Here is a 26,866-nt window from a genome sequence, read left to right as displayed (position 1 = left end):
ACCCATCCGACGCTACACCCAGGCCAACGCCGACAGAACCCGCCAACACGCCCTCAACGAGCTGCACCAACTCGGATACCAGGTCACCCTCACCCAGGCAGCCTAACTCACCCTATTTTCGTATCAGTTGGAAGGTGGGGGTGGTGGCGGCTACGTGGAACTGGCGGCTTCCTGGCTGGCAGCCTGGGCGTCCAGCCGCCTGGCCGTCTCTGCCAGCATCGAGGCCGCCTTGCCGATGACGGGGGCGTAGGAGGACTGCCACGCGTGGCGGAACACAAAGGCGTCTGGCCCTTCCCACTGCAGGTTGTGGGCGATGCGGGCGCCCAAGGCCGTCTTGAGTTCCAGGAGCCGCCGGCCCGCGCCGTCCAGCTCGCGCGCGAACTGGCGCAGCGCTTCCGGGTCCGCGCCCTGCAGGGCCTGCGTCATGGGAACTCCTGCGGTTGGCTTTCGTGGTGGGCTTTAACCGTAGGGTGCGGGGCCGGGTGGCAGCCATGGGCAGGGCTCCCCATGGCGCCGGCGCCCGGTGGCGATCATTGCGGAAGGGCCCCGCTTCCGGGCAGCGGGCCGGTCAGGTAGTGCTGGAGGACCGGGGCCACCAGGGCCGCGAGCTCGTCGTGTCCGGCCGAGGCCAGCGGCTCGACCCGCAGCAGGTACCTGGCCACCATCACGCCCATCAGCTGGCTGGCCACCAACGCCCCGCGCCGTTCCAGCTCAGCCGGCGTCCCCGGCAGCCCGGCCAGGGCCCGCGAAAGGATGCGCTTGACGAGGACCTGGCGGATCAGGGCGCCCTGGGACCTGGAACTGATGGCACTGCGCAGGAGTGCAAGCAGCGCCGGCTGGGCGGAGGAGTCCCACAAGCGCAGGAGTGCGCGCAGCAAGGCCTCCCCGCGGGCTTCGGCGGGCGTTTCGCTGACCGTGCCCAGCACCTGTGCCGGGTCTGCCGGAAGTTCCACGCACGCGTTGAACAGCTCTTCCTTGCCGGCAAACCAGTGGTGGACCATGGCCGGGTCCACGCCGGCGTCACGGGCGATCTCACGCAGGCTGGTGGCCGCGAAGCCGTGCTCGGCGAACAATTTCCGGGCGCTGGCCAGGATTTGTTCACGCGAGGTGGTGCGTCCCCGGCGTCGGCCGCGCTGTGGCGGGGTGTGCACGGGACTAGGCCGTCCGGCGTCGCAGGGTCAGGGAGGCCAGCAGCAGTCCGGCCACCACAAAGCAGGCCACCACCACCAGGTCCGTGCCCATGGTGCCGGTCGCCTTGGCATGGCCGGCAATCTGCTGCAGGGCATCCACCGAATACGTCAGCGGAAGCACATTGGAGATGGCTTCGAGCACGGAATTCATCTGGTCACGGGCCACGAACAGGCCGCAGAGCAGAATTTGGGGGATGACCACCACCGGCATGAACTGGACGGCCTGGAATTCCGTGGTGGCAAACGCCGAGCACAGCAGGCCCAGCGCCACGCCCAGCACGGAATTCACCACCGCCACCAGCACCACCCACCCGGCATTGCCCCGGATGTCCATGCCAAACACCCAGTACGCCACGCCCGTGGCCACCACCGACTGCAGGGCCGCCATGAGGGAGAAGGCCAGCGCATAGCCGAACAACAGGTCGCCCTTGTGGATGGGCGTGGAGAGCAGCCTCTCCAGGGTGCCCGACGTCCGCTCGCGCAGCATGGTGATCGAGGTGACCAGGAACATCACAACGAAGGGAAAGATGGCCAGCATCATCAGGCCCACGCGGTCAAAGGTCCGCGGCACGCCAGGTGGCAGCGTCTCGTTCTGGTAGAGCCAATACACCACGGCCAGCAGCACGGAAGGCACCACCACGATCAGCCCGATGCTGCGCGGATCACCCTTGAGCTGCTGCAGGACCCGCACATTCGTGGCCCACATCATCCGCCAGTTCATCGTTTCCCTCCGCGTCCCTTGGGCGTTCCTGCCGCGTCGGCGTCCGCCAAGGCCGGACCTGCCTGGTTGCCTTCCCCGGCCTGGATGAGCCGCAGGAAGGCCAGTTCCAAATCATCGGTGCCGCCGCGCCGCCGCAGCTCGGCCGGGGTGAGCTGTGCCAGCAGCCGGGCCTCGCGCAGCAGCAGCAGCGAATCGCAGTGCCCGGCCTCCTCCATGACATGGCTCGAAATGACCAGTGTGGTGCCCCCGGCGGCCATCTGCGCAAACTGGGCCCACAGGTCCGCGCGCAGAACCGGGTCCAGGCCCACGGTGGGCTCGTCCAGGAACAGCAGCTTCGGCTTGGCGACCAGCGCACACGCCAGCGAGACCCGGTTGAACTGCCCGCCGGAGAGGTCCCCGGCGCGGCGCCTGAGGAAGCCATCAAGCCCGACGGCGGCCACCGCCTCCAGGGCGTCCGCCCGGCTGCGGCCGTGCATGGCGCCGAAATACCGCACATTGTCCAGGACGTTCAGGTCCCGGTACACGCTCGGCGCCTGGGTGACGTAGCCGACGTCGTGCCGCAGGGCCGGGTCCCCGGCCGGCAGTCCCAGCACCTGCACTTGCCCGGAAGTGATCCTTTGCACGCCGACGAGGGCCCTGATCAACGTTGTCTTGCCGCTGCCGGAGGGACCCAGCAGGCCGGTGATGCGTCCGGCGGGGATGCGGAAGCTGATGTCCTGCAGGACATCCGCCTTGCCCCTGTGCACCAGCAGGTGCTCAACGGCGACGCTGTCCCCGACGGTGTCGGCCGACGCTGCGCTGAGTGTTCCGGGTGCCCGGCCCCGGGCCGCGGCGGCGGGGACCGGCGGGTGCACCGCGGGGCCCGGCACCGGCATTTCTGCCCTGTGTGACATGTAACCTCCCAAGGATGTAATTCATCACCTGATGAATTAAATTTAGCGCCCCGCGGCCCCGTTGTCCACGGCAGGTCCACGATTCTTTCCGGCGGGACCCGGGCGTGTTCACGGCAATTACCCAGCCAAGGTTCTTGCCCCGCCCCGCACCGGTGGCATAGCGTGACAGAGGCGGCGCCGTTCGGGTGCGGCTTCCACCTGGTGGAGCATTGTTATTCGATGGAAGGACAAGCACATGGCTGTTGCTGTTGATCTGGCGAAGGCGCTGGACAAGGAATTTGAAGACAAGTCCCTCAAGGAAATTCTCGACGCTTCACCCGCCGCACTTGCCGGCATCACTGACGCCAAGGCCGCTTCGCTGAAGGAGCTGCTGGGCATCAAGACCGTCCGCGAGCTCGGGAGCAACAAGTACTTTGCCGTGGCCGGTGTCCTCGTCGCCCTCGAGGGCAAGGCCGGCTGACCCCCACGTGCACATGTCGGCGGTGTGCCCGCTGCGGCCTTTCACCGCGGCGGGTGTGCCGCCGTTTTGCTGTTAACCGGTAGATTGGTACTGGCCCGCAATGCATGGCGGGCGCACAACTGCTCAAGAAACGGACATCCCGCGTGGCCCTTCGCCTTTCCACACTCTTCCTTCGCACCCTCCGTGAGGACCCCGTCGACGCCGAGGTGGACAGCCACAAGCTGCTCCTGCGCGCTGGCTACATCCGCCGGGCCGCCCCCGGCATCTACAGCTGGCTCCCGCTGGGCCTGCGTGTCCTGCGCAAGGTCGAGGCCATCGTGCGTGAAGAAATGGATGCCATCGGCGCCCAGGAGGTCCACTTCCCGGCGCTGCTGCCCAAGGAGCCCTACGAGGTCACCAACCGGTGGGTGGAATACGGCGACGGCATTTTCCGCCTAAAGGACCGCAAGGGGGCCGACTACCTGCTGGCCCCCACCCACGAGGAAATGTTCACCCTCCTGGTCAAGGACCTGTACTCCTCCTACAAGGACCTGCCGCTTTCGCTCTACCAGATCCAAAACAAGTACCGCGACGAGGCACGCCCCCGGGCGGGCCTGCTGCGCGGGCGCGAGTTCATCATGAAGGACTCCTACTCCTTTGACATTGACGACGCCGGACTCGACGCCAGCTACCTGGCCCACCGGGGCGCGTACCTGCGCATCTTTGAACGCCTGGGCCTGGAAGTCATCCCCGTGGCCGCCACCGCCGGCGCCATGGGAGGGTCCAGGAGCGAGGAATTCCTGCACCCCGTCGCGATCGGCGAGGACACCTTTGTCCGTTCCCCCGGCGGCTACGCGGCCAACGTTGAGGCCGTCACCACCGTGGTGCCCGACGCCATCGACTTCACCGATGCGCCGGCCGCAGTCGTCCGCGACACCCCTGACACCCCCACCATCGAAACCCTCGTCGCGGCGGCCAATGAGCTGGCCCCCAAGCCCGACGGCGGTGCGTGGACTGCCGCCGACACGCTGAAGAACGTCGTGCTGGCCCTCGACCTGCCCACCGGCGAACGCCAGATCGTGGTCATTGCCGTGCCCGGTGACCGTGCCGTGGACCTCAAGCGCATCGAGGCCAACATCGGCGCCCACCTCGCCGTGGGCGGCGAAGTGGGCGTGGAGGCCGCCGGCGAGGCGGACCTCAAGAAGCACCCCGGCCTCGTCAAGGGGTACATCGGCCCCGGGCTGTCCCTGGACGCCGCCGTGCTGGGCACCGAGTCGTCCACGAAGCTGCTGTTCCTGGTCGACCCCCGCGTCGTTTCCGGCACCACCTGGATCACAGGCGCCAACGAACCGGGCAAGCACGTCTTCGGCCTTGTGGCCGGACGCGACTTTGGCTGGGACGGCACCATCGAGGCCGTTGAAGTGCGCGAGGGCGATCCCGCCCCCGACGGCTCCGGCCCCTTGGAGGCGGCCCGCGGCATCGAAATGGGCCACATCTTCGCCCTGGGCCGCAAGTATGCCGAAGCCCTGGACCTGAAGGTGCTGGACCAAAACGGCAAACTGACCGTGGTCACCATGGGCTCCTACGGCATTGGCATCACCCGCGCCGTGGCCGCCCTGGCCGAGTCCAACCACGATGACAAGGGACTTGTCTGGCCGGCAAACGTCGCACCGGCCGACGTCCACGTCGTGGCCGTGGGCCGTGGCGCCGAGATCTTCGAAGCGGCGGCACAGCTGACGGCCGACCTGGAAACCGCCGGACTGGAGGTCATCTACGACGACCGCCCCAAGGTTTCCCCCGGCGTGAAGTTCGGCGACGCGGAGCTCCTTGGCGTACCCACCATCCTGGCCGTGGGCCGCGGACTCGTGGACGGCCTGGTCGAAATCAAGGACCGTGCCACAGGCAACGCCGAAAACGTCGCCGTCGCCGACGCCGTCAAGTACATCCTCGACCACCAGTAGCCGCGCCTCGTTGGTCGGGCGCGTCGAGGCCCGGTGTGGTTGGCTCCGGCGCCGAAGCCAACCACGGCCGGCGCCGAAGCCACCACGATGACAGGGGGAACGCATGATTTCCGGCTTTGAGGACATCACCACCGCCACGGTCCTGCTGATCATTGTGGGGGGCTTTGCCGCGGGCTGGATCGATGCCGTGGTGGGCGGGGGAGGGCTGATCCAGCTGCCGGTCATGCTCATGGTTCCGGGGGTCACGCCCGTGCAGGCGCTGGCCACCAATAAAATGGGGTCGATCTTTGGCACTGCGACGAGCTCGGTCACGTACTACCGGCGCGTGAAACCGGACCTGCGCACGGCGCTGCCCATGGCGGGGATTGCGTTGCTGGGCAGTGTGGGCGGTGCCGTGGTGGCGGCAAGCCTGCCGGGCTCGGTCTTCAAGCCCATCATCGTTGTCGCGCTGGTGGCCGTACTGCTGTTTACGGCGTTCAATCCGGGCATGGGCGGGTTGACGGCGCTGCGGCACTCGGGCCGGCGGCACTACATCCTGGCCGGGTGCATCGGTGCCGTCATTGGTTTTTACGACGGGATGATCGGCTCGGGCACGGGTTCCTTTCTGGTGATCGCACTGGTCAGTCTGCTGGGCTATGCCTTCCTGGAGGCCAGTGCCAAGGCAAAGATCGTCAACCTTGCCACGAACGCAGGGGCGTTGATGTTCTTCCTGCCGCACGGATCCCTGCTGTGGGGCGTGGGACTGGTGCTGGGGGCCGCCAACATGGCCGGCGGCTACCTCGGCGCACGCACGGCGGTCAGGCAGGGCAACAAGTTCATCCGGATCGTGTTTCTGTCTGTGGTCGCGGTGCTCATTGTGAAACTCGGCATGGATGTGTGGAACGAAAACGGCGTGGGGGCCTGGATGGCGGCCGTCCTGGAGCGTTAGTCGAGCGTTTTCAGGTCGTGCGCGGCCGGCAGCCCCGGCAGCGACCTGCCCGCCATGGTGCCCGCCACCCAGAGGGACCGCTGGGCGTCCGCGCCGTGATGCGGGGTTTCCAGGTAGGAGAGCGCATTCTCCACTTCCCTGACCACGGCCCAGGCGGCTGCCAGGTCTGCGTCCAGGCCGGCGGCGGCGGAGAGGTCCGCGCAACGCCGTCGGAGCGCGGCCTCCGCGTCACGGTGCGGAAGTTCGGGAATCCGGTTCCACAGGCACGGTGCCACAGCGAATTCGGCGTCCCCCACCTGCGGTTGCGGGTCGATGCCAAGGTAGCGGCTGCCATCAAGGGATGCCAGGATGTTCTGGTAATGCAGGTCCGTGTGGACCAGCACGTCGCGGGATTCGCGCCGCCCGACAGCACCGCGCGTCTGGCAGACTTCCAGGGCCGCCTCGAGCAGCCACAGCGGAAAGGGCCGGTTGAGGTCGTTCCAGCGCGCCGGCAATTCGTCGCAAAACCGTTCAGCCGTGGCGGCAATGTGCGGCATGCGGGCCCAGCCGTCCCGGGCGTCGGGCGGGATGGACAGTTGCCGGACCACGCCGCCCCAAACTTCAACAGCTTCCGCCATGGGCAGGCTGATCAAGGACTTCCGGTCGTCGAGCCGGGCGATGAGCATGGAACAGGTGGCGGCGTCCTGTTCCAGGAGCTGCACCATGCCGCGCCCGTTCCACAGCTGCAGCGCAATGGGTTCGAGCAGCGTTTCCTCGTAGGGAAAGGCGATTTTCAGGGCAGCCGGTGTTCCGTCACTGCGGCGCACCGGCGCCACGATCCCTGTGTGGCCGTGCCATGGCGGCGTGCCCGGCACCAGGTCCACGGTGAGCTGCCAACGCTGCAGCGCTGCGTCCACCAGCCCGGGCAGTCCGGCCAGCCAAGCCCGGCCTTCGGGGCTGCGGGCGTGGCGCCGGTGCAGGTCTTCCGGGATGTCAACGGCGGCGGGCATGCAGCCAGCCTATCGTCAACCCACCAAGCCGCTGGCGCCCAGCAGGCTGCCGATTGCAAACGTGGCGGCCAGGGCCAGTGCGCCGCCCAGGACCACGCGGGAGGCGGCCCGCGGCTTGGAACCGCCGCCGACCACAGCGCCGATCCACCCCGTAATGGCGAGGGCGGCCAGGACCACCACAAACGCCACGGGGACGCGGGCGGCGGCCGGCGGGAGCAGGATGGCCAGCATGGGCAGAATGGCCCCGAGCGTGAAGGCGACGGCGGACGCAAGCGCAGCATGCCAGGGGCTGACGACGTCGTCCTCGTCCAGGTTCAGCTCGGCGGCGAGGTGCGCGCCGAGGGCATCGTGGTCGGTGAGCTCGCGGGCCACCAGCGTTGCCGTTTCCCGGGAGAGCCCCTTGTCCTCATACAAGGCGGCCAGCCCCGCCAGGTTGGCCCCCGGGTTCTGTGCCAGGTCGCGGCGCTTTTCCTCAATCATGGATTTTTGGCTGTCCCGCTGGCTGCTGACGGAAACATACTCGCCCAGGGCCATCGAGATGGCACCGCCCACCAGTGCGGCCATGCCTGCCGTGACGATCGGTCCCGTGGCGGCCGTGGCGCCGGCAACGCCAACCACCACGGCGGCAACGGAAACAATGCCGTCGTTGGCTCCGAGAACGCCGGCCCGCAGCCAGTTCAGGCGTTGGGCAATCTCGGCCGTGCGGGGCAGGCGCGGCCGGGAGACCAAATCCTCTGCTCGTTTCATGATTCCAGCAAACCACCGGGGCGAAACGGGCGCTAGCAAGGTGAGGATGTCCTCGCTGAGGTTTGGCTGCCCTGTGACCGGAACCCGCGGGGGTCTAGGGTGCTGCTGGTACGGAGGCCGGTACAGTCGGGCCGCCGTTGGAAGGGCCGGCGGCAATTCCGGGGAGCGCGTCCAGGGGGCCGCCCCACTCCTGCTGCCGGCTGGCGGACTGCACCATCCCGGCCACAGCCATGGCGCGGATGTCCGGTGCGGGGAAATCGGCGGACTGGGAGCCTGCTGAGGCGGGGCTGAAGGCGGCAAGGTCGCCGTATACCAGGACGAGCCCGCCCTCCAGCTTTGCCAGGGCGGCTGCCGGGGCCGTTGTGTACCCCGGGGCCAGCACAAAGCCGGGCGCGGGCGCCACGACGGGCAGGCAGTGCTGTGCAAGGGCTGCATTCAGGAGATCCAGGTTGTTTTGGTGCAGCGAGCCCAGCCCCAGGGCCTGGCTGAAGCCCGGCTCGGGCAGCCTGGAACCTGCCACCTGGTAGGCATATACAGCCTTTTGTTCGGCCTGGGCAGCGGCAGTGATTGCGGCATCGCCACTGTTCCCTGGCTGTGGCTGCCGTACTGCCTTGCAGGCTGCGGTGTCGGCAGGGACGGGCTGCACGGCGGCGGGCAGGTACGCCGACTCCGGGGCCGGGCTTCCCAGCTGGCGGTCCAAGGCCGATGCCAGCAGCAGCCTGTTGGTTCCCGCGGCGGCAAAGGTCCTGCCCATGGCGCCCCCGGCCGTCAGGGCATCGGCCAGGAGCGTGTTGGCGCTCCCGGCTAACTCCTTGGCAAAGCTGGTGGCCGTGACCCCGGCCGCGGCAGCCGCGGCGGCAGGAGGTGCGGCGCCGTCTGCCGGCAGCGGGCCGTCCAGGGCCGCGAGCTGCAGTTTGAGGGCGTCGGCACCCTGCCCCAGCAAGGCCTTCACGGCAGGGTCCTTCTGGGCGTCGTGCGCCGCGCGGGCCTGGGCCAGCAGCACCGAGGTCCGGGCCCAGGCTGCGCCCCGATTCACCTCGGTCACCGACGGTCCGGCTGCGGTGTCGTGTCCGGTGACCACAGTGCCCGCGCCCACCACGATGACGCTGATCAGGATCAGGAAGAGCAGCCCCCGGAGCCAGGCCCACGCCCGGTTGGGCTGCCTGGCCCGGGCGGGGGCCGGCCGCGCAACCGGCGCAACGGGCACCTTCCGTGACGGGGGCACGACGTCGGCTGCCGGGCCGGCGTCCCCGGCCAGCCGGCGTGCCCGCCTGGTCAGCGGTGCCGCTTCGGTGTCGGGTTCGGGTGGAGGCGCCGATTGGGTGTCCACCGCGGGTGTGGGTGCCGCTTCGGTGTCGGTGTCGGTGTCGGTGTCGGGTTCGGGTGGAGGCGTCGATTGGGTGTCCACCTCGGGTGTGGGTGCCGCTTTGGGTACCGTCTCGGGCGGGGGCGTCATTTCCGCCTCGGGTGCCGGCGCCTCCACGTCGGGCGCAACGGCGACGAGTCCGCCGGCGTCGAGCACCAGGAGCGACGGCGCAGCGGACACCCGGGCGGGGGAACCCGCGGGTAACGACGCCCGGCGCGGTCCGGTCCGGCGCGGCCGGGGCAGGGCTTTGGGGGGTGCCGATTCCCCGGATGGGTCCTTGGCGGGCTCGGCGGGGGAGTCGGAATCAGTCACAACTGTTGATGTTCTCATGATGTGGGTGCCCCGTGCACGCCGGCCCCACCCCGGACGAGTCCAGCGGCCCGGCATGCGTTCTTACTCACAGCAAAAACGTCCTGCGGCATGCCGGGAAACTCGGTATTGTAGATATCCACAACATCATTTAAGGGAGGCGGTCGTTCCATGACCAAGCCGGACAGGCCCAAAGCGGCCCGAAGCTCGGGGAACTTTCACTCGGTCGTCGACCCCATCGCAGAAGCCACGAGGCTGACCGCCCTGCTGGAACCCACCGTTGCGGCTGCCGGGCTGTTCCTGGAAGAGGTCAAGGTGCAGGTGGCCGGCGCCCACCGCACCGTTTCCGTGGTGGTGGACCTGCCGGAGACCGAAACCGGCGGCGTCGGGCTGGACGCGATCGCCCACGTTTCGAAGGTGCTGTCCGAGACCATGGATGCCGACCCCAACGACGACGGACAGCCGTACAACCTGGAAATCTCCTCCCCGGGCGCCACGCGCCCCCTGACGGAACCGCGCCATTGGCGCCGGGCCACAGGACGCATGGTCAGGGTCAACGCCGTCGGACGGGAAAACCTGCTGGGACGCATCCTGGCCGTGGACGACGACGGTGTGCAGCTGCTCCCGGAACTGCCCGTGAAAAAAGGCATGAAGGCCAAGCAGGGCGAGCCTGAAAAAGTGTTGTTCTCAGCAATCCGGCGTGGCGTTGTTGAAATAGAGTTTGCTCGCCTGGACCAGGCCGAGCTTGATTTGGAATTTGAACCGACCGGCGGCGACGCTGTCGACGGAGAGGAAAGCTGACCATGGACATTGATATGAGCGCGTTGCGGATACTGGAACGCGAACGTGAAATCCCCCTGGATCTGCTGATCCCCACCATCGAGCAGGCGCTGCTCATGGCCTACCACAAGTCCCCGGGCGCCATTGAGCAGGCCCGGGCAGAGCTGGACCGCAAGAGCGGCCACGTCACCATCTGGGCGGCAGAAGTTGACGAGGACGGTGAGCGGATCGGCGAATTTGACGACACCCCCGCCGGCTTCGGCCGCATTGCCGCCAGCACGGCCCGCCAGATCATCCTGCAGCGCCTGCGCGACGTCGAGGACGACAACGTCCTGGGCGAATTCCGCGGCAAGGAAGGTGAACTCGTCTCCGGCCAGATCCAGCAGGGCAACAACCCGAACATGATCCAGGTCAACCTGGGCACGGTCGAGGGCGTGTTGCCGCCCAACGAGCAGGTCCCCGGGGAAAACTACCGCCACGGGAACCGGCTGCGCGCCTTCGTCGTCGACGTGCACCGCGGCCTTAAGGGCCCCTCCATCACCCTGTCCCGCTCCCACCCCGGCCTGGTCCGCAAGCTCTTTGAAATGGAAGTGCCGGAAATTGCGGACGGCACCGTGGAGATCGTGGCACTGGCCCGTGAAGCCGGGCACCGGTCCAAGATCGCCGTGAAGGCGAACAAGGCCGGCGTCAACGCCAAGGGTGCCTGCATCGGCGAGATGGGCTCCCGCGTGCGTGCCGTCATGACCGAACTGAACGATGAAAAGATCGACATCGTGGACTTCCACGACGATCCGGCGACGTTCATCGCCAATTCCCTGTCGCCGTCGAAGGTGATTTCCGTCACGATCGTGGATGAGGGGGCGCGGTCCGCCCGCGTTGTCGTGCCTGACTACCAGCTGTCGCTGGCCATCGGCAAGGAGGGCCAGAACGCCCGCCTGGCTGCCAAGCTCACCGGCTGGCGCATCGACATCAGTTCCGACGCCGCCGCTGAATAGGTAGCTGCCGCTCCGGGCGGTAGACTGGTGGGGACCGGGTCCACGGACCGTCTGCGACTACGATTTGTAAGGCACCGCACAGTTGGCAAAGAATGCTGTCAAGGCACGGGGGAGCGCCCCTGACTTTGCCGGAGCTGTACGGACCTGCATTGGTTGCCGGCAAACCGCCGCCCGGGACGAATTAGTGCGGCTGGTGCGTTCAGCCGGTGCATCCGGGGAGCCGGAAGCACTGGTTGATGTACGACGCCGCATGCCTGGCCGGGGCGCGTGGCTGCACCCCAGCCCGGACTGTTTGCAGTTGGCGTTCAAGCGCCGCGCCATTGGGCGCGCCCTTCCGGGTGCCACCAATGCCGGTGAGCTTGCCGCCCAGCTCGCACAACTGTCAGGAGACGGCATCCAATCACTACGAACCGACATTGTCCCTTTGTGAAAGCGGGTCAGAAAACCGATGGAAACCCGATGAGTACCCAGCGATGAGTGCCCAAAAATGAGCATCTTCGTGCTCTCTCACGCCGCCCATTCCGACATGGAATGTTGCAGTAAGAATTAAGCGGTTCGTACCTGTCCGGTGCGGGCCGAGACAGGAGAAATGTGGCCAAGGCCCGCGTACACGAGCTTGCAAAAGAGCTCGGCATCACCTCAAAAGAAGCAGTCAACAAGCTGCAGGAACTGGGCGAGTTTGTTCGTTCGGCGTCCTCCACGATTGAGGCCCCCGTCGTGAAGAAGCTTCGCGACGCATTCCCCGTTGCCCCGAGGGCTGCGGATTCCAAGCCCGCTCCGGCCGCACCTGCGGCGGCAAAGCCGGGCGCAGTGCCCGCTGCCCCCGCACCGGCGGCAGCAAAGCCTGCCGCAGCGCCGGCTGCGCCGGCCCCGGCAGCCGCGGCACCGCAGGCGGCAACGCCCGCTCCCGCCCCGGCAGCAGTGCCCGGTCCCAAGGCCGCCGCACCGGCCAGCCCGGCGGCTCCGGCCCCGGCAGCACCCGCAACCGGCGGAGCGCGTCCGGGCAACAACCCCTTTGCCTCCTCCCAGGGCATGCCGCGCTCCGGCCGCCCCGAGCGTGGCGAAAACCGTGACGGCAACCGGGCCCCGCGCCCGGCCGGCGCCGGCGGGCCGCGCCCCGGCAACAACCCGTTTGCCACCTCGCAGGGAATGCCCCGTCCCGGGGCACCGCGCAGCGCCGAAGCCGGTGCAGGCGGTCCCCGTCCGGGTGCCCCGCGCCCCGGCGCACCCCGTCCCGGCGCCCCGCGTCCCGCCGGCGCAGCGGGTGCAGGCGGTCCCCGTCCGGGCGCTCCGCGTCCCGGTGGCGCACGCCCCACCCCCGGCATGATGCCCAACCGCACCGAACGCCCCTCGGCTCCCGGCCGTAGCAACGACCGTCCCGGCGGCGCCGGGCGCGGCCGTCCCGGGGCACCGGGCACCACGGGCGGAACACCGGGTGGCGCTCCTGCCGGCGGTGGCTTTGGCAAGGGCGGCCGCGGCCGCGGCGGCACCCAGGGTGCCTTCGGCAAGGGCGGCGCCGGCCGTGGCAAGCAGCGCAAGTCGAAGCGTGCCAAGCGCCAGGAACTGGAACAGATGAGCGCTCCGTCCCTGGGCGGCGTCAGCGTGCCCCGCGGAGACGGCAGCACCGTTGTCCGGCTCCGCCGCGGTTCCTCCATCACCGACTTTGCCGACAAGATCGAGGCAAACCCGGCAGCACTGGTGACCGTGCTCTTCCACCTGGGCGAAATGGCCACGGCCACGCAGTCCCTGGACGAAGACACCTTTGCCCTGCTGGGTGAAGAACTGGGCTACAAGGTCCAGGTTGTTTCCCCCGAGGACGAGGAGCGCGAACTGCTCAGCGGCTTCGACATCGACTTCGAGGCCGAGCTGGAAGCCGAAGGCGACGAGGACCTTGAGGTCCGCCCGCCGGTTGTCACCGTCATGGGCCACGTGGACCACGGTAAGACCCGCCTGCTGGATGCCATCCGCAAGTCGGACGTTGTGGCCGACGAGCACGGCGGCATCACCCAGCACATCGGTGCCTACCAGATCGTGCACGAGCACGAAGGCGACGACCGCCGGATCACCTTCATCGACACCCCGGGCCACGAGGCGTTCACCGCCATGCGTGCCCGTGGCGCAAAGGTCACCGACATCGCCATCCTGGTGGTTGCCGCCGACGACGGCGTCATGCCCCAGACCGTTGAGGCGCTCAACCACGCCCAGGCCGCCAATGTGCCGATCGTGGTTGCCGTCAACAAGATCGACAAGGAAGGCGCGAACCCGGACAAGATCCGCGGCCAGCTGACCGAATACGGCCTGGTGCCCGAGGAATACGGGGGCGACACCATGTTCGTGGATGTCTCCGCCCGCAACAACACCAACATCGAGGAACTCCTCGAAGCGGTGCTGCTGACGGCCGACGCCGCCCTGGACATGCGCGCCAACCCGAACAAGGACGCCCGCGGCATCGCCATCGAGGCGAACCTGGACAAGGGCCGCGGTGCGGTAGCCACCGTCCTGGTGCAGTCCGGCACCCTGCACGTCGGTGACACCATTGTCGCCGGCACCGCCCACGGCCGCGTCCGCGCCATGTTTGATGAGAACGGCGACACCATCACCGAAGCCGGGCCCTCGCGTCCGGTCCAGGTGCTGGGCCTGTCCAACGTCCCGCGTGCAGGCGACACGTTCTTCGTCACCGGGGACGAGCGCACGGCCCGCCAGATCGCTGAAAAGCGTGAGGCAGCCGACCGCAACGCCGCCCTGGCCAAGCGCCGCAAGCGCATCAGCCTGGAAGACTTCGACCAGGCCGTGGCCGAAGGAAAGGTTGACACCCTCAACCTCATCCTCAAGGGTGACGTGTCCGGTGCCGTCGAGGCCCTGGAAGACTCGCTGCTCAAGATCGACGTCGGCGAAGGCGTGCAACTGCGCGTCATCCACCGCGGCGTGGGAGCCATCACGCAGAACGACGTCAACCTGGCCACGGTGGACAACGCCATCATCATCGGCTTCAACGTCAAGCCGGCCGAGCGCGTGGCCGAACTGGCCGACCGCGAGGGCGTGGACATGCGCTTCTACTCGGTCATCTATGGCGCCATCGATGACATTGAGCTGGCCCTGAAGGGCATGCTCAAGCCCGAGTACGAGGAAGTCCAGCTGGGCACCGCGGAGATCCGTGAAGTGTTCCGTTCCTCGAAGTTTGGCAACATCGCCGGCTCGATCGTCCGCTCCGGCATCATCCGCCGCAACTCGAAGGCACGCGTCCTTCGTGGCGGGAAGGTCATTGGCGACAACCTCACCGTTGACTCGCTCAAGCGCTTCAAGGATGACGCAACCGAAGTGCGCGACGGCTTCGAGTGCGGCATCGGCCTCGGGTCGTTCAACGACCTGCAGGTCGAGGACATCATCGAGACGTTCGAGATGCGCGAGAAGCCGCGGGCCTAGCATGCAACGGCCGGCCGGGCGCCCCCACGGGCGCCTGGCCGGCTTTGCCTTCCCCGATACGATTTCCCTGAAAAGGAGAACACCATGGCTGATTCAGCCCGCGCAGCCAAACTGGCCCAGCGCATCAAGGTCGTCGTGGCCGAAGGCCTCCGCAAGCGGGTCAAGGACCCGCGCGTCGAAGGCATCACCGTCACCGACGCCCGCGTCACCAACGACCTCCAGCACGCCACCATCTACTACACCGTCTTCGGTGACGAGACGGCCCAGTCGGACGCCAAGACCGGACTGGAACGCGCCAAGGGCGTGCTCCGTGCCGAGGTGGGCCGGAACATCACCGTGCGCCTGACCCCCACGCTGGAGTTCGTGGCGGACGAGATCCCCGTCAACGCCTCCAACCTGGAGGCGCTGCTGCGCGTGGCCAAGGAACGCGACGCGAAACTGGCCGAACTCTCCGCCACCGCCGAGTTCGCCGGTGACGCCGACCCGTACAAGACGGACGGCGGGGACGCCGAAGAAGCGTAGCCCTACCGGCACGACGGCGGCCGGCCACCTTTCGACGAAAAGGTGGCCGGCCGCCGTCGTGCCTGGCCCTACTTCAATGCCATCGTCACCAGGTTCCCTCCGTTCCCTCCGTTCCCTCCGTTCCCTTCGTTCACTTCGTCGAAGGCATTGGCCAGTGCCACGAGGGTGCTGCCGGTGACGGCCACGTCGGAGGACATCATGGCGGGGAGCACCGTGGTGGCCGTGCCGTTCTTGACCTCGACGACGCCGTCGCCCATCAGCTGGGAATCATGGACGTTGTTGTCCTTGTCAACGGCGATCCCCGTGGGCGCGGCAAGCCCCTCGGCCAGCAGCTGCGTCGTGCCGCTGCGCACATTCATCCGGTAGGCCTTTCCGTACCCCAGCTCCATCCCCGGGGCACCCGGGAGCACCTTGTAGTAAAGCCATTGACCGCTCATCGCCCGGCTGGTGGGTACGGCCTCGGCCCAGTAGTCCAGTCCCAGCATGCAGTCGGGGACGGGCATGCCCATCTCCGCGGCCAGGGCAGCGAACCGTGCGTCGACGGTGACCGGCTCGGCCGGCAGGGCCTTGACCAGGCTGACCGCCCCGGCATCCGTGACGAACAGGATGGTGTTGGCACCGGCGTCGCCCACGTACACACCGCCGGCAACGGGCCCGGACGAATAGGGGTGGGAGAAGGTGCCGCCGGCGGATTGGAGCCCGGGGGCCTGGGCCAGGCACACAGGCATGGCGTCACGGACCCCGTAGACGGTGGCGCCGTCCGGGTTGTTGGCCCCCCGAACACCGTTCAGGTCCGCGATTTCCCGGCCGGAGGCGAGCTTCAGCGGGCTGTTCAACTGCGATGCGATGTTCGTGACGGGGCCGGGCTGGTGCTTGTTGCCCGGCTGTGCCACGGCTGGTCCTGCCGCCGCGATTTTTGACCTTATTTGTAGTCCCTTGGAAGGGCCCGGGGATGACGGGCGGATCGATCAATCGGGACCCGTCAGCACTCGGTGTTCGCCGCACGGCAACGGGTCCGGCACCCGCTGCCGTTGCCGGCCGGGTGGACTGGACATTGCCCCGAGCACCAAATCTCCACCAGACGCTGTCCGGGCGGACCGGACACGTGGCGCCACCACATGTGAGGACCGTCACAAAGTCAACCGGTGGAGTCCGGCCGGCAGGACGGTGGCGCGGGGGAGGCCTGCCCGGGCCGATATACTACTAAGCGTGCTTTCCGGACTGGTAATCGTTGACAAACCGCAGGGATGGACCAGCCATGACGTGGTTGGCCGGATGCGAAGGCTTGCGGGGACCCGGAAAGTGGGACACGCAGGCACACTGGACCCCATGGCCACGGGCGTCCTGGTGGTCGGCATCAACAAGGCCACCCGCCTGCTGACATACATTGTCGGCACTTCCAAGAGCTATGACGCCACGATCCGGCTCGGCGCCACCACCGTCACGGACGACGCAGAGGGTGAGACCACCGGCACGCGTTCGACGGCGGATGTCACCGAAGCCGCCATCCGCGCCGGTGTTGCGGCGCTCACCGGGCCCATCAGCCAGGTGCCCAGCAGCGTCAGCGCCATCAAGGTCAACGGCGAACGCGCCTACGCCCGGGTCCGCTCCGGCGAGGACGTGACGCTGGCGGCCCGGCCCGTCACCATCCACTCCTTTGAAATCCACGGCCTTCGCCGCGGCCACCACGCGGGCGGCGTGGAGGAGGGCCTGGAGTACATCGACGTCGACGTGAGCGTGGAGTGCTCCTCCGGCACGTACATCCGCGCCCTGGCCCGCGACCTCGGCTCCGGCCTGGCCGTGGGCGGCCACCTGACAGCGCTGCGGCGCACCAGCGTGGGCCCGTACGCCCTGGACCAGGCCCACACCCTGGAGCAGCTGGCCGAAGAACTGCATGTCCTGGACATTGCCGACGCCGCCCGCGCGCTCATGCCCGTGCGTGAACTCACGGCCGCGGAAGCCGTGGAACTCTCCTTCGGCCGCCGCATCCCCGCCAGCGCCGACGGCCTGCACACGGCCGCGAACCCGGCCGCCGCCTTCGCCCCCGACGGCACGCTCACCGCACTGCTGGCCGACGCCGGCAAATACGCCAAGCCGGTGCTGGTTTTCCCGCCCGACCCGGACCCCGCGCCGAAGCGCCCAGAGCCAGGGGAGGCTGCCCAGTGACGGTCGACGGCTGGTTTTATGCCGGACTCGTGGTGGGCCTGGCCTCCACCATCATCTGCATCGTCGCTGCGGTGATGAAGAAAAGGCCCAACGACATCACGCTGCTCTCGCTGGCCGGCGTCGAACTTTTCACCATCATTTATGCTGTGGCTTCGCTGCTCCGCCTGACCACGGGCGAACACCTGGCAGGCGCCGGGTGGGAGTTCTGGGGCTACATGTTCACCGCCGCGGCCCTGCCCGTGGCCGGCTTTTACTGGGCCATGATGGAGCGCACCTTCTGGTCGAACTACGTGATGGGCGCCGTGGGCGTGACCGTGGTGGTCATGCTGGCCCGCATGGCACAGATTTGGTACGGCCTGAGCCCGGCCGTACAGCACCTGCAACCTGGAATTGGACAATGAAGAACACCCTCGGCAACACCCCGGACGCACCCGCCCCGGGACGGACCACCGGCGCCGGCCGCCTCCTGATCACCGTCTACGGCATTTTTGCCATCTCCGCCACCGCCCGGGCGGGCTTCCAGATCGCCACGGCCTTTAACGACGCCCCCGTGGCCTACCTGCTCTCGGCATTTGCCGCGGTCGTGTACATCGTGGCCACCATCTCGCTGGCCCGTCCCGGCCACAAATCGGCCGTTACCGCCACCACGGCCATCTGCATTGAACTGGCCGGAGTGCTGGTGGTGGGCCTGCTGAGCGTTTTCGACGCCCAGGCGTTCCCGCACGCCACGGTGTGGAGCATGTTCGGCCAGGGATACGGCTACGTGCCCCTCGTGCTGCCGCTGGTCGGCTTGTGGTGGCTGTACCGCCACCGCGCGGCAGCAGCCAAATGAGCGCTGTGGAATACACGACGCCGGCACCGGCCCCGACGGCCGGGCCCACCTCCCTGCGCCGCTTTACGGCGGCCGATGCCGCCGACTTTGCCGCAATCCACCACGATCCCCTGAACGTGAAGTGGGCCGGCGCGGACGCCTCGATGACGGCGGAGCGGGCCGCGGCACTGATTGCCGGGCCGGTGGCAACCGGCTGGGACGATGGCACGCTGCTGCGCTTTGCCATCGTCGAGGGCCCCGGCGACGGCCGCATCATTGGCACGCTCAGCCTCCGGGACGTCCGCCACACCCGCGACGGCGGGTCCGCCGCCGTCGGCATCAAGCTGCTGGCCGCGGGCCGGGGCAGGGGGAGCGCCACCCGCGCCGTCGGGCTCGCCTGCGACTACGCCCTTGGCGTCCTCGGGCTGTCCGTGCTGCACTGGCACACCACCGTGGGCAACCACGCCAGCCGTGCGCTGGCCGAACGCTGCGGCTTCCGGCTTGCCGCCGAGATCCCCGGCCACGGCCACGTCGACGGACACCTCGCCGGCGGGTGGGTGCTGGTGCGCGAAGCCGCCGCCCCGGAGCTCGAGCTGCGCCCGGAGGTGCCACGCCTCACGGACGGCACCGTGCTGCTGCGGGCCCTGCAGGATTCCGACGCCGAACAACTCGTGGCCAACTGCTCCAACCCCGGGGCCATCCGCTGGACCACGGTCCCGCTGGGCTACACGCGCGAACACGCGGTGCACTTCATCAACACCATCACCCCGGAAGGCTGGCGGAGCGGGGCAACCCTGACCTTCGCCGTGGCCGACCCGGACACCGACGGGCTGCTGGGCACCGTTGACCTGCAATGCAAAAACCCGGGCACGGCCGCCGTCGGCATCAACTTCGGCGAGCAGGCCCGCGGCACCGGCGCGGCGGAAAAGGCCGTGCGCCTGTTGGCCGGCTACGCCTTCGACCAGCTCAACCTCAGCTTCCTGTACTGGTCCGCCATGGTGCCCAACTGGGGCAGCCGCAAACTGGCCTGGAAGCTCGGATTCACCCTGGAGGGACAGGTCCGCGGCATGTTCAACGACCGTGGCACGCCCGCGGACCGGTGGATCCTGACCCTGGCGGACACGGACCCGCGCACGCCGCAGGCCTCGTGGGACGGACCGGCGGCCCCAACGCGGTAACCTAGAAAAGTCTGCCCGCAGGCAGCTTGCCGGCACGCCAAACGCAAGAGGATTAGTAGTGCACATTTGGAACTCATTGGAGCAGGTCCCGCACGGGTTCGGCCCCTGCGTGGTCGCGCTGGGAAACTTTGACGGGATGCACCGCGGGCACCAGCAGGTGCTGGGCCAGGTCAAGGCCGAGGCCGTGCGCCGCGGTGCCCTCGCCGTCGCCGTGACCTTTGACCCGCACCCGGCCCTGGTGCACCGCCCGGAGACGGCACCGGCACAGATCATGGGGCTGGCGGACAAGCTTGCGGCCATGGAAGCGCTGGGCATGGATGGCGTGCTGGTGGTTCCCTACTCGCTGGAATTTGCCCAGCAGACCCCGGAAGGGTTTGTCCGCAACGTCTTTGTTGACACCCTCGGTGCCTGCGCGGTGGTGGTGGGCCACGACGTCCGCTTCGGCCGGGGCAACGCCGGCGACCTGGCCACCATGGTGAGCCTCGGCACCCAACTGGGGTTCGACGTCGTGCCCGTGGAAGACGAAGGGCACGACCGCCGCTGGTCCTCCACCTGGGTGCGGGAGGCGCTGGCCAAGGGAGACGTCGCCACGGCCGCCGAGGTCCTGGGCCGTTGGCACGCCATGAGCGGGGAAGTGGTGCACGGGGCGGCGCGCGGGCGGGCCCTGGGCTTCCCTACGGCGAATCTCTCACCCGATGCCTGCGGCATCATCCCGGCCGACGGCGTCTACGCCGGGTGGCTGCGGGACGAGCACGGCCACCGCTGGCGGTCGGCAATCTCGGTGGGCTCAAACCCCACCTTCGTGGGCGTCAGCCGGCAGGTCGAGGCCTTCGTCATCGGACGCCCCGAGGAGCCGGTGGAGGCCTTTGACCTGTACGGCCAGCATGTCACGGTGGAATTTGTCCAGCGGCTGCGCGGCATGGTCGCCTACACCGGGCCCGAGGCGTTGATTGCGCAAATGCACCAGGATGTGGACCAAAGCCTGGAAGTCCTTCAGGCGTGAGCGGGGCGCCCCCGCCCGCCGCTTCGACATAACGCCATCATCTGCCGTAAACTAGGGGATTGAGTCCGGCTGCAGTCCGTGGTGGCTGGATTCCGTTGTGTTCCATGGTTTCCTGCAAGGGAATTGCCGGGCACGGCGACACCACGTTCACGGCACATTACAAGGAGTTCCCTGTGGCACTTGACGCCGCTGTAAAGCAAGAAATCATGCAGGCATATGCAACCAGCGAAGGTGACACTGGTTCGCCTGAGGTTCAGATCGCGATGCTCTCACGACGCATCTCGGACCTGACCGAACACCTGAAGATGCACAAGCACGACCACCACACCCGCCGCGGCCTCATGGCCCTGGTTGGCCGCCGTCGTCGCCTGCTCAGCTACCTGAAGGACACCGACATCACGCGCTACCGTACGCTCATCGAGCGCCTCGGACTGCGCCGCTAGCCTGTGAAAAAAGGCGGTCTTCCCCGTTCTGCGGGGGAGGCCGCCTTCACAGTATCGACGTGGGCCGGCCCGCAACCGCGCACCGGCCACGCACCTTGAACCACGGAACCCAACCGTCCGCCGCGCATTCGCGGTCCTCGGTAGTGGTCTCCGGGAACGGCCCTGCGGGGCGCCCGTGGACCTCGATCGAAGACCGGGTGTTGTACAGGTCCCCACAGCACGATCCGGTGGGGGTGCCTGGGCAGGTGGCGGGGAAATTCTGCGGAGCAGGATTTTTGAACACCTACACAAGAAATGGAGGTGACTCTCTTATGGAGGGTCCCGAGATTCAGTACGCAGAGGCCGTCATTGACAACGGCCGTTATGGCAAGCGCGTGGTCCGCTTTGAGACCGGCCGCCTTGCCCAGCAGGCAGCCGGCTCCGCGATGGTCTACATCGACGAGGACACCGTCATGCTGTCGGCCACCACGGCCGGCAAGCACCCGCGCGAAGGCTTTGACTTCTTCCCGCTGACCGTTGATGTCGAAGAGCGCATGTACGCCGCCGGCCGCATCCCGGGCAGCTTCTTCCGCCGCGAAGGCCGCCCGTCCACGGACGCCATCCTGGCCTGCCGCCTCATGGACCGTCCGCTGCGCCCCGCCTTCAAGAAGGGCCTGCGCAACGAAGTCCAGATCGTCGTCACCATCCTGGCGATCAACCCGGACGTGCTCTACGACGTCGTGGCGATCAACGCCTCCTCAATGTCCACCCAGCTCTCCGGCCTGCCGTTCTCCGGCCCCATCGGCGGCGTCCGCGTCGCCCTGGTCGACGACGGCAACGGCGCCCAGTGGGTTGCCTTCCCGAAGCACTCCGAGCTGGAAAACGCCGTGTTCAACATGGTGGTGGCCGGCAAGGTGACCGGCGGCGCCAACGGCGATGACATTGCCATCATGATGGTGGAAGCCGAAGCCACGGACAACTCCTGGAACCTCATCAAGGAACAGGGCCACAAGGCCCCCACCGAAGAGGTCGTGGCCGAAGGCCTCGAGGCCGCCAAGCCGTTCATCAAGGCCCTCTGCGACGCCCAGGCCGACCTGGCCGCCCGCGCCGCCAAGCCCACCGTTGAATTCCCGGTCTTCCTGGACTACGAGGACGACGCCTACGCCGCCGTCGAGGCTTCCGCCGCCACCAAGCTGGCCCAGGTCTTCTCCATTGCCGACAAGCAGGAGCGCGACGCCGCTTCCGACGTCCTGAAGGAAGAGACCGTTGCCGCCCTGGCCGCGGACTTCGAAGGCCGCGAGAAGGAACTCTCCGCAGCGTTCCGCGCCGTGACCAAGCAGGTCATCCGCCAGCGCATCCTCACCGAGCAGGTCCGCATCGACGGCCGCGGCCTGACGGACATCCGCCAGCTCACCGCCGAGGTTGAGGTCCTGCCCCGCGTGCACGGCTCCGCAATCTTCGAGCGCGGCGAAACCCAGATCATGGGTGTCACCACGCTGAACATGCTCAAGATGGAACAGCAGATCGACTCGCTGAGCCCGGTGACGCGCAAGCGCTACATGCACAACTACAACTTCCCGCCGTACTCCACCGGTGAAACCGGCCGCGTGGGCTCGCCCAAGCGCCGCGAAATCGGCCACGGCGCCCTGGCCGAGCGTGCGCTTGTGCCGGTGCTGCCTTCGCGCGAGGAGTTCCCCTACGCCATCCGCCAGGTCTCCGAGGCCCTCGGCTCCAACGGTTCCACCTCCATGGGCTCCGTCTGCGCATCGACCCTGTCGCTGCTCAACGCCGGCGTGCCCCTGAAGGCGCCCGTTGCCGGCATCGCCATGGGCCTGGTCTCCGACCAGGTGGACGGCCAGACCCGCTACGCGGCCCTGACCGACATCCTCGGCGCCGAAGACGCCTTCGGCGACATGGACTTCAAGGTGGCAGGCACCTCCGAGTTCGTCACGGCCATCCAGCTGGACACGAAGCTCGACGGCATCCCGGCCTCCGTGCTGGCCGCCGCCCTGAAGCAGGCCCGCGAGGCCCGCCTGCACATCCTCAGCGTCTTGAACGCCGCCATCGACGTCCCGGACGAGCTCTCCGAGTTCGCGCCGCGCGTCATCGCGGTGAAGATCCCCGTTGACAAGATCGGCGAGGTCATTGGCCCGAAGGGCAAGATGATCAACCAGATCCAGGAAGACACCGGAGCCGACATCTCCATCGAAGATGACGGAACCGTGTACATCGGTGCAACGAACGGCCCCTCCGCGGAAGCCGCCCGTTCAGCGATCAACGCCATCGCCAACCCGCAGGTCCCGGAAATTGGCGAGCGCTACCTGGGAACCGTTGTCAAGACCACCACGTTTGGCGCGTTCATTTCGCTCACCCCCGGCAAGGACGGCCTGCTGCACATCTCCGAGCTGCGCAAGCTCGCCGGTGGCAAGCGTGTTGACAACGTTGACGACGTGGTTTCCGTCGGCCAGAAGATCCAGGTGGAAATCACCAAGATCGACGACCGCGGCAAGCTGTCCCTCTCCCCGGTTGTTGCCGAGGCGGAGACCGCCGAAGAAGCAGTGTCCGAAGGCGTTGCTGAATAATTCATGGCATTTACCCTTTTGCCGCTGACCTCCGCTGCCGACGGACTGGCAGACACGGAATCCACGCTCATCTCGGGCACGGCCGGAGGCGCCGCAGTGCGCCGTTCGGTCCTGCCCGGGGGAGTGCGGGTCCTGACCGAGTCCATGCCGGGGCAGCGCAGCGCGACAATTGGTTTTTGGGTCGGTGTTGGCTCCCGGGACGAATCCGAGGGCCAGCACGGCTCGACCCATTTCCTTGAACACCTGCTGTTCAAGGGCACCCGGCGCCGGACCGCGCTGGAAATCGCGTCCGCCTTTGATGAGGTGGGCGGGGAGTCCAACGCGGCCACGGCGAAGGAAAGCACCTGCTATTACGCACGCGTACTGGACACCGACCTGCCCATGGCCATCGACGTCATCGCCGACATGGTCACCTCCGCCGTGCTGGACCCGGCCGAGCTGGAGCAGGAACGCGACGTCATCCTGGAAGAAATCGCCATGGACAGCGACGACCCCACCGACGTTGCGCACGAAAAATTTGTTGAAGCCGTCATGGGCCGCCATGCCCTGGGCCGCCCCATCGGCGGGACCCCGGACGCCATCAAGGCCGTCCCGCGGGACTCCGTCTGGGCGCACTACCAAAAGCACTACCGGCCCGAAACCCTTGTCATCACCGCTGCCGGCGGGCTGGACCACGACGCCGTCTGCGAGCACGTCCTCTCGGCCCTGCGCACCGCGGGCTGGTCCCTGGACGACGGCGTTGCCCCGGCCCCGCGCCGCGACTCCGCCCCCGCAGCCATCACCGGCACGGCCGGGCTGCACGTGGTCAAACGCCAGGTCGAGCAGGCCAACATCATCATCGGCTGCCCGTCGCTCACGGCCACGGACCCCCGCCGCTACGTCATGAGCGTGCTGAACTCCGTCCTGGGCGGCGGCATGTCCTCGCGCCTGTTCCAGGAGATCCGCGAAAAGCGCGGCCTGGTGTACTCCACGTATTCCTTCGCCTCCTCCTATGCCGACGCCGGCTACTTCGGCATGTACGCTGGCTGCTCCCCGCAAAAGGTCGGCCAGGTCATTGCGCTGCTGACCACCGAGCTGGAGAAGCTTGCCGCGGACGGCATTACGGAGGCCGAACTCGCCAAGGCCCTGGGCCAGATGTCCGGCGGGATCGTGCTGGCCCTGGAAGACACCGGCTCGCGCATGTCCCGCCTGGGGCGTGCCGAACTCGTGGCCGGCGAATTCCTGGACATCGACGAGACCCTCGGGCGCATCCGTGCCGTCACGGTGGAGGAAGTCCGGCAGCTGGCCCGCGAACTAGCCGCCGCCCCGCGCACCATCACCGTCGTCGGCCCCTTCGACGAGTCCGAGACCTTCGGCCTGTAGCGGCCGGCCGATCGAAGGGGCGGGCCTGCCCCGCCCCTTCCCCAAGGAGTCCGGTTTGAACAGTACCGCCCAGCCGCAGGAATGTGCCGACGGTGTTTTCCTTGTGGCGGGCCCGGCGTCCAACTGGATCATCCTGCGCGAGGGCAGGGAGTTCACCGCCATTGACTCGGGGTATCCCGGCGACCGCGCGGACTTCATAAAGTCCATCCGGCAGCTGGGGCTCGAACCCCGGAACATGGCCGCGTTGCTCATCACCCACGGCCACGTCGACCATACCGGTTCGGCCCGGATGCTCTCGGACGGGTTCGGCGTTCCCGTCCTCAGCGCGGCGGCCGAACAGGGCCAAATGACAGGCCGGGACAAGAACCAGGTGTCACCGCGGCAAATCCTGGTGCGCGCATGGCGGCCCCGCGTCTTCCGATGGACCCGCCACATTGTCGCAGCGGGCGGCGCGAACCCCACCCGCGTGCCGGGCTCGGGCGCCTTTACCGACGAATTGCTTGCCGGGCTGCCGGGGTCGCCGCGGGCCCTGGCCACCGCCGGCCATACGCCGGGCCACACCGCGTTCCTTCTCCCGTCCGGCTGCCTGGCCACGGGCGACGCGTTGGTCACCGGGCATCCGCTTTCCACGGTCGACGGGCCACAGCGGCTGCATCCCATGTTTGACCACGACAGGGGCAGGGCCGGACGGTCCCTGGACAGGCTGCTTGAGGGCGGTGCCACAACCATCCTGCCGGGACACGGAAAGGTGCTGGCCATGCCCATCGCTGAAGCGGTGGCACGCGCGCGGCAGGCGCCAGTGCCGCGCTGGTGACCGCGGGCGTGGCTGCGGCGGCCGCGGCCGACGGGCACTGATGCCGTGACCGAAAATACGCTGGACACCCATGGCATCGCAAGGCGCTGGTACGGGCAATGGCTTGGAAAATACGGTGTTGTCATTGCAGGGGTGCACTCGTTTTGTGGGTGTTGCTCGCTCGGCCTTGAACTCTCACCGCCAAAGGAGTAGACCCGCATGGTCACAGGACTCAGTTCATGTCCCCTGACGCCTTTGGTAGACGATGGCGTTGCTGGGGCATCGTTCATTCGAATCATGGAACGGCTCGAGGCATCGGGTACGGATTCGATTACCGCCCTCGGATCCACGGGTTCCTGCGCGTATCTCACGGGTGGGGAGCGGGCAAGGGTGGCCCAACTGGCGGTCGAGCATGCCGGCGGGATACCGGTATTCATCGGTGTCAGTGCGCTGCGCACCTCCCAGGTGCTGATGAACGTGAAAGAGGCCGGGCGGGCTGGTGGCGGCCATGTCCTACCAGGCACTTACGGCAGATGAGGTATTCGTGCTCTATCGAACGGTGACGGAGAATGCAGGGCTAGCGGTCATCGTCTACGACAATCCAGGGACCACGCACTTCACCTTCACCGATGGGCTGTACGGGCGAATCGCCCGGCTGCCGGGCATCGCCTCGATCAAGGTCCCCGGCGGCCCCGGCGAAGCCCAAGGGGATGTTCAGGCAACCCGGGCGATGGCGCCCCAACACGTCACCATCGGGGTCTGGGGTGACGCCTTCGCCGCAACCGGGCTGAACGCGGGATGTGACGCGTGGTACCCGGTTGTTGGCGGCACGCTGCCGCGCCTGGCCCTGGGCATCGTCCGTGCCGCACAAGAAGGGCGCGCGAACGAGGCAATTGCCGCGTTGGAACGGCCCGCACCGCTGGGGAATTTGTTCAAGGAGTTCGGGGGAAGCGTGTGTGTTGTTGCCGCAATCGCCGAACACCTCGGCCTGGTGCAGCGTAGGAGCCTGCCGCTGCCGATCCAAGGGCTGGAGGGGAGTCAACGGGCCCGCGTTGCTGAAGTGGTGAATGCCTTGGGCGTTGCCGGGCAACGTCGGGCGCCACGGGTCCTTCACCGCCGATTTGTTAAACCGGCCCCACGGACGCGACCGGGACTGTACCGTCAACGGTGTAACTCCGATCAAGGAGGAACGTGATGAGTACGCGGGTTGAGTTGGTTGCTGAGGCGACAGTGGAAGAGGTGCAGCAGGTGTCGACGATCGAGGTCTCGCCGGTGTTGGATCGGGG

At 67.9% G+C, this 26,866-nt stretch carries 27 protein-coding genes; 19 read left to right on the top strand and 8 right to left on the bottom strand.

Features of this window, described 5'->3' with window-relative positions; genetic code table 11:
- Positions 1-150: 150 nt before the first annotated feature.
- From MMF96_RS16560 to MMF96_RS16545, 4 genes are all read right to left on the bottom strand, one after another.
- Positions 151-426 carry a hypothetical protein gene (locus tag MMF96_RS16560; RefSeq protein WP_256884186.1) on the bottom strand — a complete coding sequence of 92 codons (276 nt, stop codon included), beginning with the start codon at positions 424-426 and terminating at the stop codon, positions 151-153.
- Positions 427-530: 104 nt separating this feature from the next.
- On the bottom strand, positions 531-1,151 hold the full coding sequence (locus tag MMF96_RS16555) for a TetR family transcriptional regulator (RefSeq protein ID WP_176618546.1): 621 nt from the start codon (positions 1,149-1,151) through the stop codon (positions 531-533).
- 4 nt (positions 1,152-1,155) lie between these two features.
- Positions 1,156-1,911, bottom strand: a complete 756-nt coding sequence (locus MMF96_RS16550) for an ABC transporter permease (RefSeq protein WP_176618547.1) — start codon at positions 1,909-1,911, stop codon at positions 1,156-1,158.
- The gene (locus MMF96_RS16545; RefSeq protein WP_256128111.1) at positions 1,908-2,804 is read right to left on the bottom strand and encodes an ABC transporter ATP-binding protein; all 897 of its coding nucleotides are present in this window, start codon (positions 2,802-2,804) and stop codon (positions 1,908-1,910) included. Before MMF96_RS16545 ends, MMF96_RS16550 begins: the two co-directional genes overlap by 4 nt.
- Before the next feature lie 235 nt (positions 2,805-3,039).
- Here MMF96_RS16545 and MMF96_RS16540 point away from each other — a divergent pair, with 235 nt between their 5' ends.
- From MMF96_RS16540 to MMF96_RS16530, 3 genes are all read left to right on the top strand, one after another.
- Positions 3,040-3,264, top strand: coding sequence for a hypothetical protein (locus MMF96_RS16540; protein ID WP_176618548.1), 225 nt, complete (start codon positions 3,040-3,042; stop codon positions 3,262-3,264).
- A gap of 143 nt (positions 3,265-3,407) precedes the next feature.
- Positions 3,408-5,204, top strand: a complete 1,797-nt coding sequence (locus MMF96_RS16535) for a proline--tRNA ligase (RefSeq protein WP_256884185.1) — start codon at positions 3,408-3,410, stop codon at positions 5,202-5,204.
- 103 nt (positions 5,205-5,307) lie between these two features.
- Complete coding sequence (locus MMF96_RS16530) at positions 5,308-6,132, top strand: TSUP family transporter (RefSeq protein WP_256884184.1); 825 nt, start codon at positions 5,308-5,310, stop codon at positions 6,130-6,132.
- Here the strand turns inward: MMF96_RS16530 and MMF96_RS16525 are convergent.
- The 3 genes from MMF96_RS16525 to MMF96_RS19820 all read right to left on the bottom strand — a co-directional run bounded on the left by MMF96_RS16525 (position 6,129) and on the right by MMF96_RS19820 (position 9,546).
- Positions 6,129-7,121: an aminoglycoside phosphotransferase family protein gene (locus tag MMF96_RS16525; protein ID WP_176618551.1), complete on the bottom strand. Its 993-nt coding sequence runs from the start codon at positions 7,119-7,121 to the stop codon at positions 6,129-6,131. The two genes, MMF96_RS16530 and MMF96_RS16525, sit on opposite strands and share 4 nt — an antisense overlap.
- 15 nt (positions 7,122-7,136) lie before the next feature.
- The gene (locus tag MMF96_RS16520) at positions 7,137-7,868 is read right to left on the bottom strand and encodes a VIT family protein (RefSeq protein ID WP_176618552.1); all 732 of its coding nucleotides are present in this window, start codon (positions 7,866-7,868) and stop codon (positions 7,137-7,139) included.
- A gap of 94 nt (positions 7,869-7,962) precedes the next feature.
- Complete coding sequence (locus MMF96_RS19820; RefSeq protein WP_256884183.1) at positions 7,963-9,546, bottom strand: DUF4439 domain-containing protein; 1,584 nt, start codon at positions 9,544-9,546, stop codon at positions 7,963-7,965.
- A 168-nt stretch (positions 9,547-9,714) separates the two neighbouring features.
- Here MMF96_RS19820 and rimP point away from each other — a divergent pair, with 168 nt between their 5' ends.
- The 5 genes from rimP (at position 9,715) to rbfA (ending at position 15,263) form a co-directional block, all read left to right on the top strand.
- Positions 9,715-10,344 carry a ribosome maturation factor RimP gene (rimP, locus tag MMF96_RS16510; RefSeq protein ID WP_256884182.1) on the top strand — a complete coding sequence of 210 codons (630 nt, stop codon included), beginning with the start codon at positions 9,715-9,717 and terminating at the stop codon, positions 10,342-10,344.
- Positions 10,345-10,346: 2 nt separating this feature from the next.
- Positions 10,347-11,318: a transcription termination factor NusA gene (nusA, locus tag MMF96_RS16505; protein ID WP_176618555.1), complete on the top strand. Its 972-nt coding sequence runs from the start codon at positions 10,347-10,349 to the stop codon at positions 11,316-11,318.
- Positions 11,319-11,502: 184 nt separating this feature from the next.
- A complete protein-coding gene (locus MMF96_RS16500) occupies positions 11,503-11,748 on the top strand; it encodes a YlxR family protein (RefSeq protein WP_309145237.1) in 246 nt (81 codons plus the stop codon).
- A gap of 161 nt (positions 11,749-11,909) precedes the next feature.
- Positions 11,910-14,741: a translation initiation factor IF-2 gene (gene infB / locus MMF96_RS16495; RefSeq protein WP_256884180.1), complete on the top strand. Its 2,832-nt coding sequence runs from the start codon at positions 11,910-11,912 to the stop codon at positions 14,739-14,741.
- Between the two features lie 84 nt (positions 14,742-14,825).
- Positions 14,826-15,263, top strand: coding sequence for a 30S ribosome-binding factor RbfA (rbfA, locus tag MMF96_RS16490; RefSeq protein WP_256884179.1), 438 nt, complete (start codon positions 14,826-14,828; stop codon positions 15,261-15,263).
- Between the two features lie 68 nt (positions 15,264-15,331).
- Here rbfA and MMF96_RS16485 read toward each other — a convergent pair whose 3' ends face one another.
- Positions 15,332-16,156 (bottom strand): ScyD/ScyE family protein, encoded by an 825-nt coding sequence (locus MMF96_RS16485; protein ID WP_256884178.1) that lies wholly within the window; start codon positions 16,154-16,156, stop codon positions 15,332-15,334.
- Between the two features lie 316 nt (positions 16,157-16,472).
- Here MMF96_RS16485 and truB point away from each other — a divergent pair, with 316 nt between their 5' ends.
- The 11 genes from truB to MMF96_RS19695 all read left to right on the top strand — a co-directional run bounded on the left by truB (position 16,473) and on the right by MMF96_RS19695 (position 26,775).
- Positions 16,473-17,429 carry a tRNA pseudouridine(55) synthase TruB gene (gene truB, locus MMF96_RS16480; RefSeq protein ID WP_176618608.1) on the top strand — a complete coding sequence of 319 codons (957 nt, stop codon included), beginning with the start codon at positions 16,473-16,475 and terminating at the stop codon, positions 17,427-17,429.
- Positions 17,426-17,830 carry a hypothetical protein gene (locus MMF96_RS16475; protein WP_176618609.1) on the top strand — a complete coding sequence of 135 codons (405 nt, stop codon included), beginning with the start codon at positions 17,426-17,428 and terminating at the stop codon, positions 17,828-17,830. Before truB ends, MMF96_RS16475 begins: the two co-directional genes overlap by 4 nt.
- Positions 17,827-18,261 (top strand): hypothetical protein, encoded by a 435-nt coding sequence (locus tag MMF96_RS16470; RefSeq protein WP_176618610.1) that lies wholly within the window; start codon positions 17,827-17,829, stop codon positions 18,259-18,261. Before MMF96_RS16475 ends, MMF96_RS16470 begins: the two co-directional genes overlap by 4 nt.
- Positions 18,258-19,418, top strand: coding sequence for a GNAT family N-acetyltransferase (locus MMF96_RS16465; RefSeq protein ID WP_256884177.1), 1,161 nt, complete (start codon positions 18,258-18,260; stop codon positions 19,416-19,418). Before MMF96_RS16470 ends, MMF96_RS16465 begins: the two co-directional genes overlap by 4 nt.
- Before the next feature lie 58 nt (positions 19,419-19,476).
- Positions 19,477-20,421, top strand: a complete 945-nt coding sequence (locus MMF96_RS16460; protein ID WP_176618612.1) for a bifunctional riboflavin kinase/FAD synthetase — start codon at positions 19,477-19,479, stop codon at positions 20,419-20,421.
- 173 nt (positions 20,422-20,594) lie between these two features.
- The gene (gene rpsO, locus MMF96_RS16455) at positions 20,595-20,864 is read left to right on the top strand and encodes a 30S ribosomal protein S15 (RefSeq protein WP_176618616.1); all 270 of its coding nucleotides are present in this window, start codon (positions 20,595-20,597) and stop codon (positions 20,862-20,864) included.
- A 311-nt stretch (positions 20,865-21,175) separates the two neighbouring features.
- Positions 21,176-23,425, top strand: a complete 2,250-nt coding sequence (locus MMF96_RS16450; protein ID WP_176618613.1) for a polyribonucleotide nucleotidyltransferase — start codon at positions 21,176-21,178, stop codon at positions 23,423-23,425.
- 3 nt (positions 23,426-23,428) lie between these two features.
- Complete coding sequence (locus MMF96_RS16445; RefSeq protein ID WP_256884176.1) at positions 23,429-24,787, top strand: pitrilysin family protein; 1,359 nt, start codon at positions 23,429-23,431, stop codon at positions 24,785-24,787.
- A gap of 55 nt (positions 24,788-24,842) precedes the next feature.
- Positions 24,843-25,601 carry an MBL fold metallo-hydrolase gene (locus tag MMF96_RS16440; protein ID WP_256884175.1) on the top strand — a complete coding sequence of 253 codons (759 nt, stop codon included), beginning with the start codon at positions 24,843-24,845 and terminating at the stop codon, positions 25,599-25,601.
- A 198-nt stretch (positions 25,602-25,799) separates the two neighbouring features.
- Positions 25,800-26,117 (top strand): dihydrodipicolinate synthase family protein, encoded by a 318-nt coding sequence (locus tag MMF96_RS19700; RefSeq protein WP_306295946.1) that lies wholly within the window; start codon positions 25,800-25,802, stop codon positions 26,115-26,117.
- Positions 26,089-26,775: a dihydrodipicolinate synthase family protein gene (locus MMF96_RS19695; RefSeq protein WP_306295945.1), complete on the top strand. Its 687-nt coding sequence runs from the start codon at positions 26,089-26,091 to the stop codon at positions 26,773-26,775. Before MMF96_RS19700 ends, MMF96_RS19695 begins: the two co-directional genes overlap by 29 nt.
- The last annotated feature ends 91 nt before the right edge of the window (positions 26,776-26,866 follow it).

It is taken from the genome of Arthrobacter sp. STN4, from assembly GCF_024539665.1.
GTDB lineage: Bacteria > Actinomycetota > Actinomycetes > Actinomycetales > Micrococcaceae > Specibacter.
This window is presented reverse-complemented; position numbering and strand designations above follow the sequence as displayed.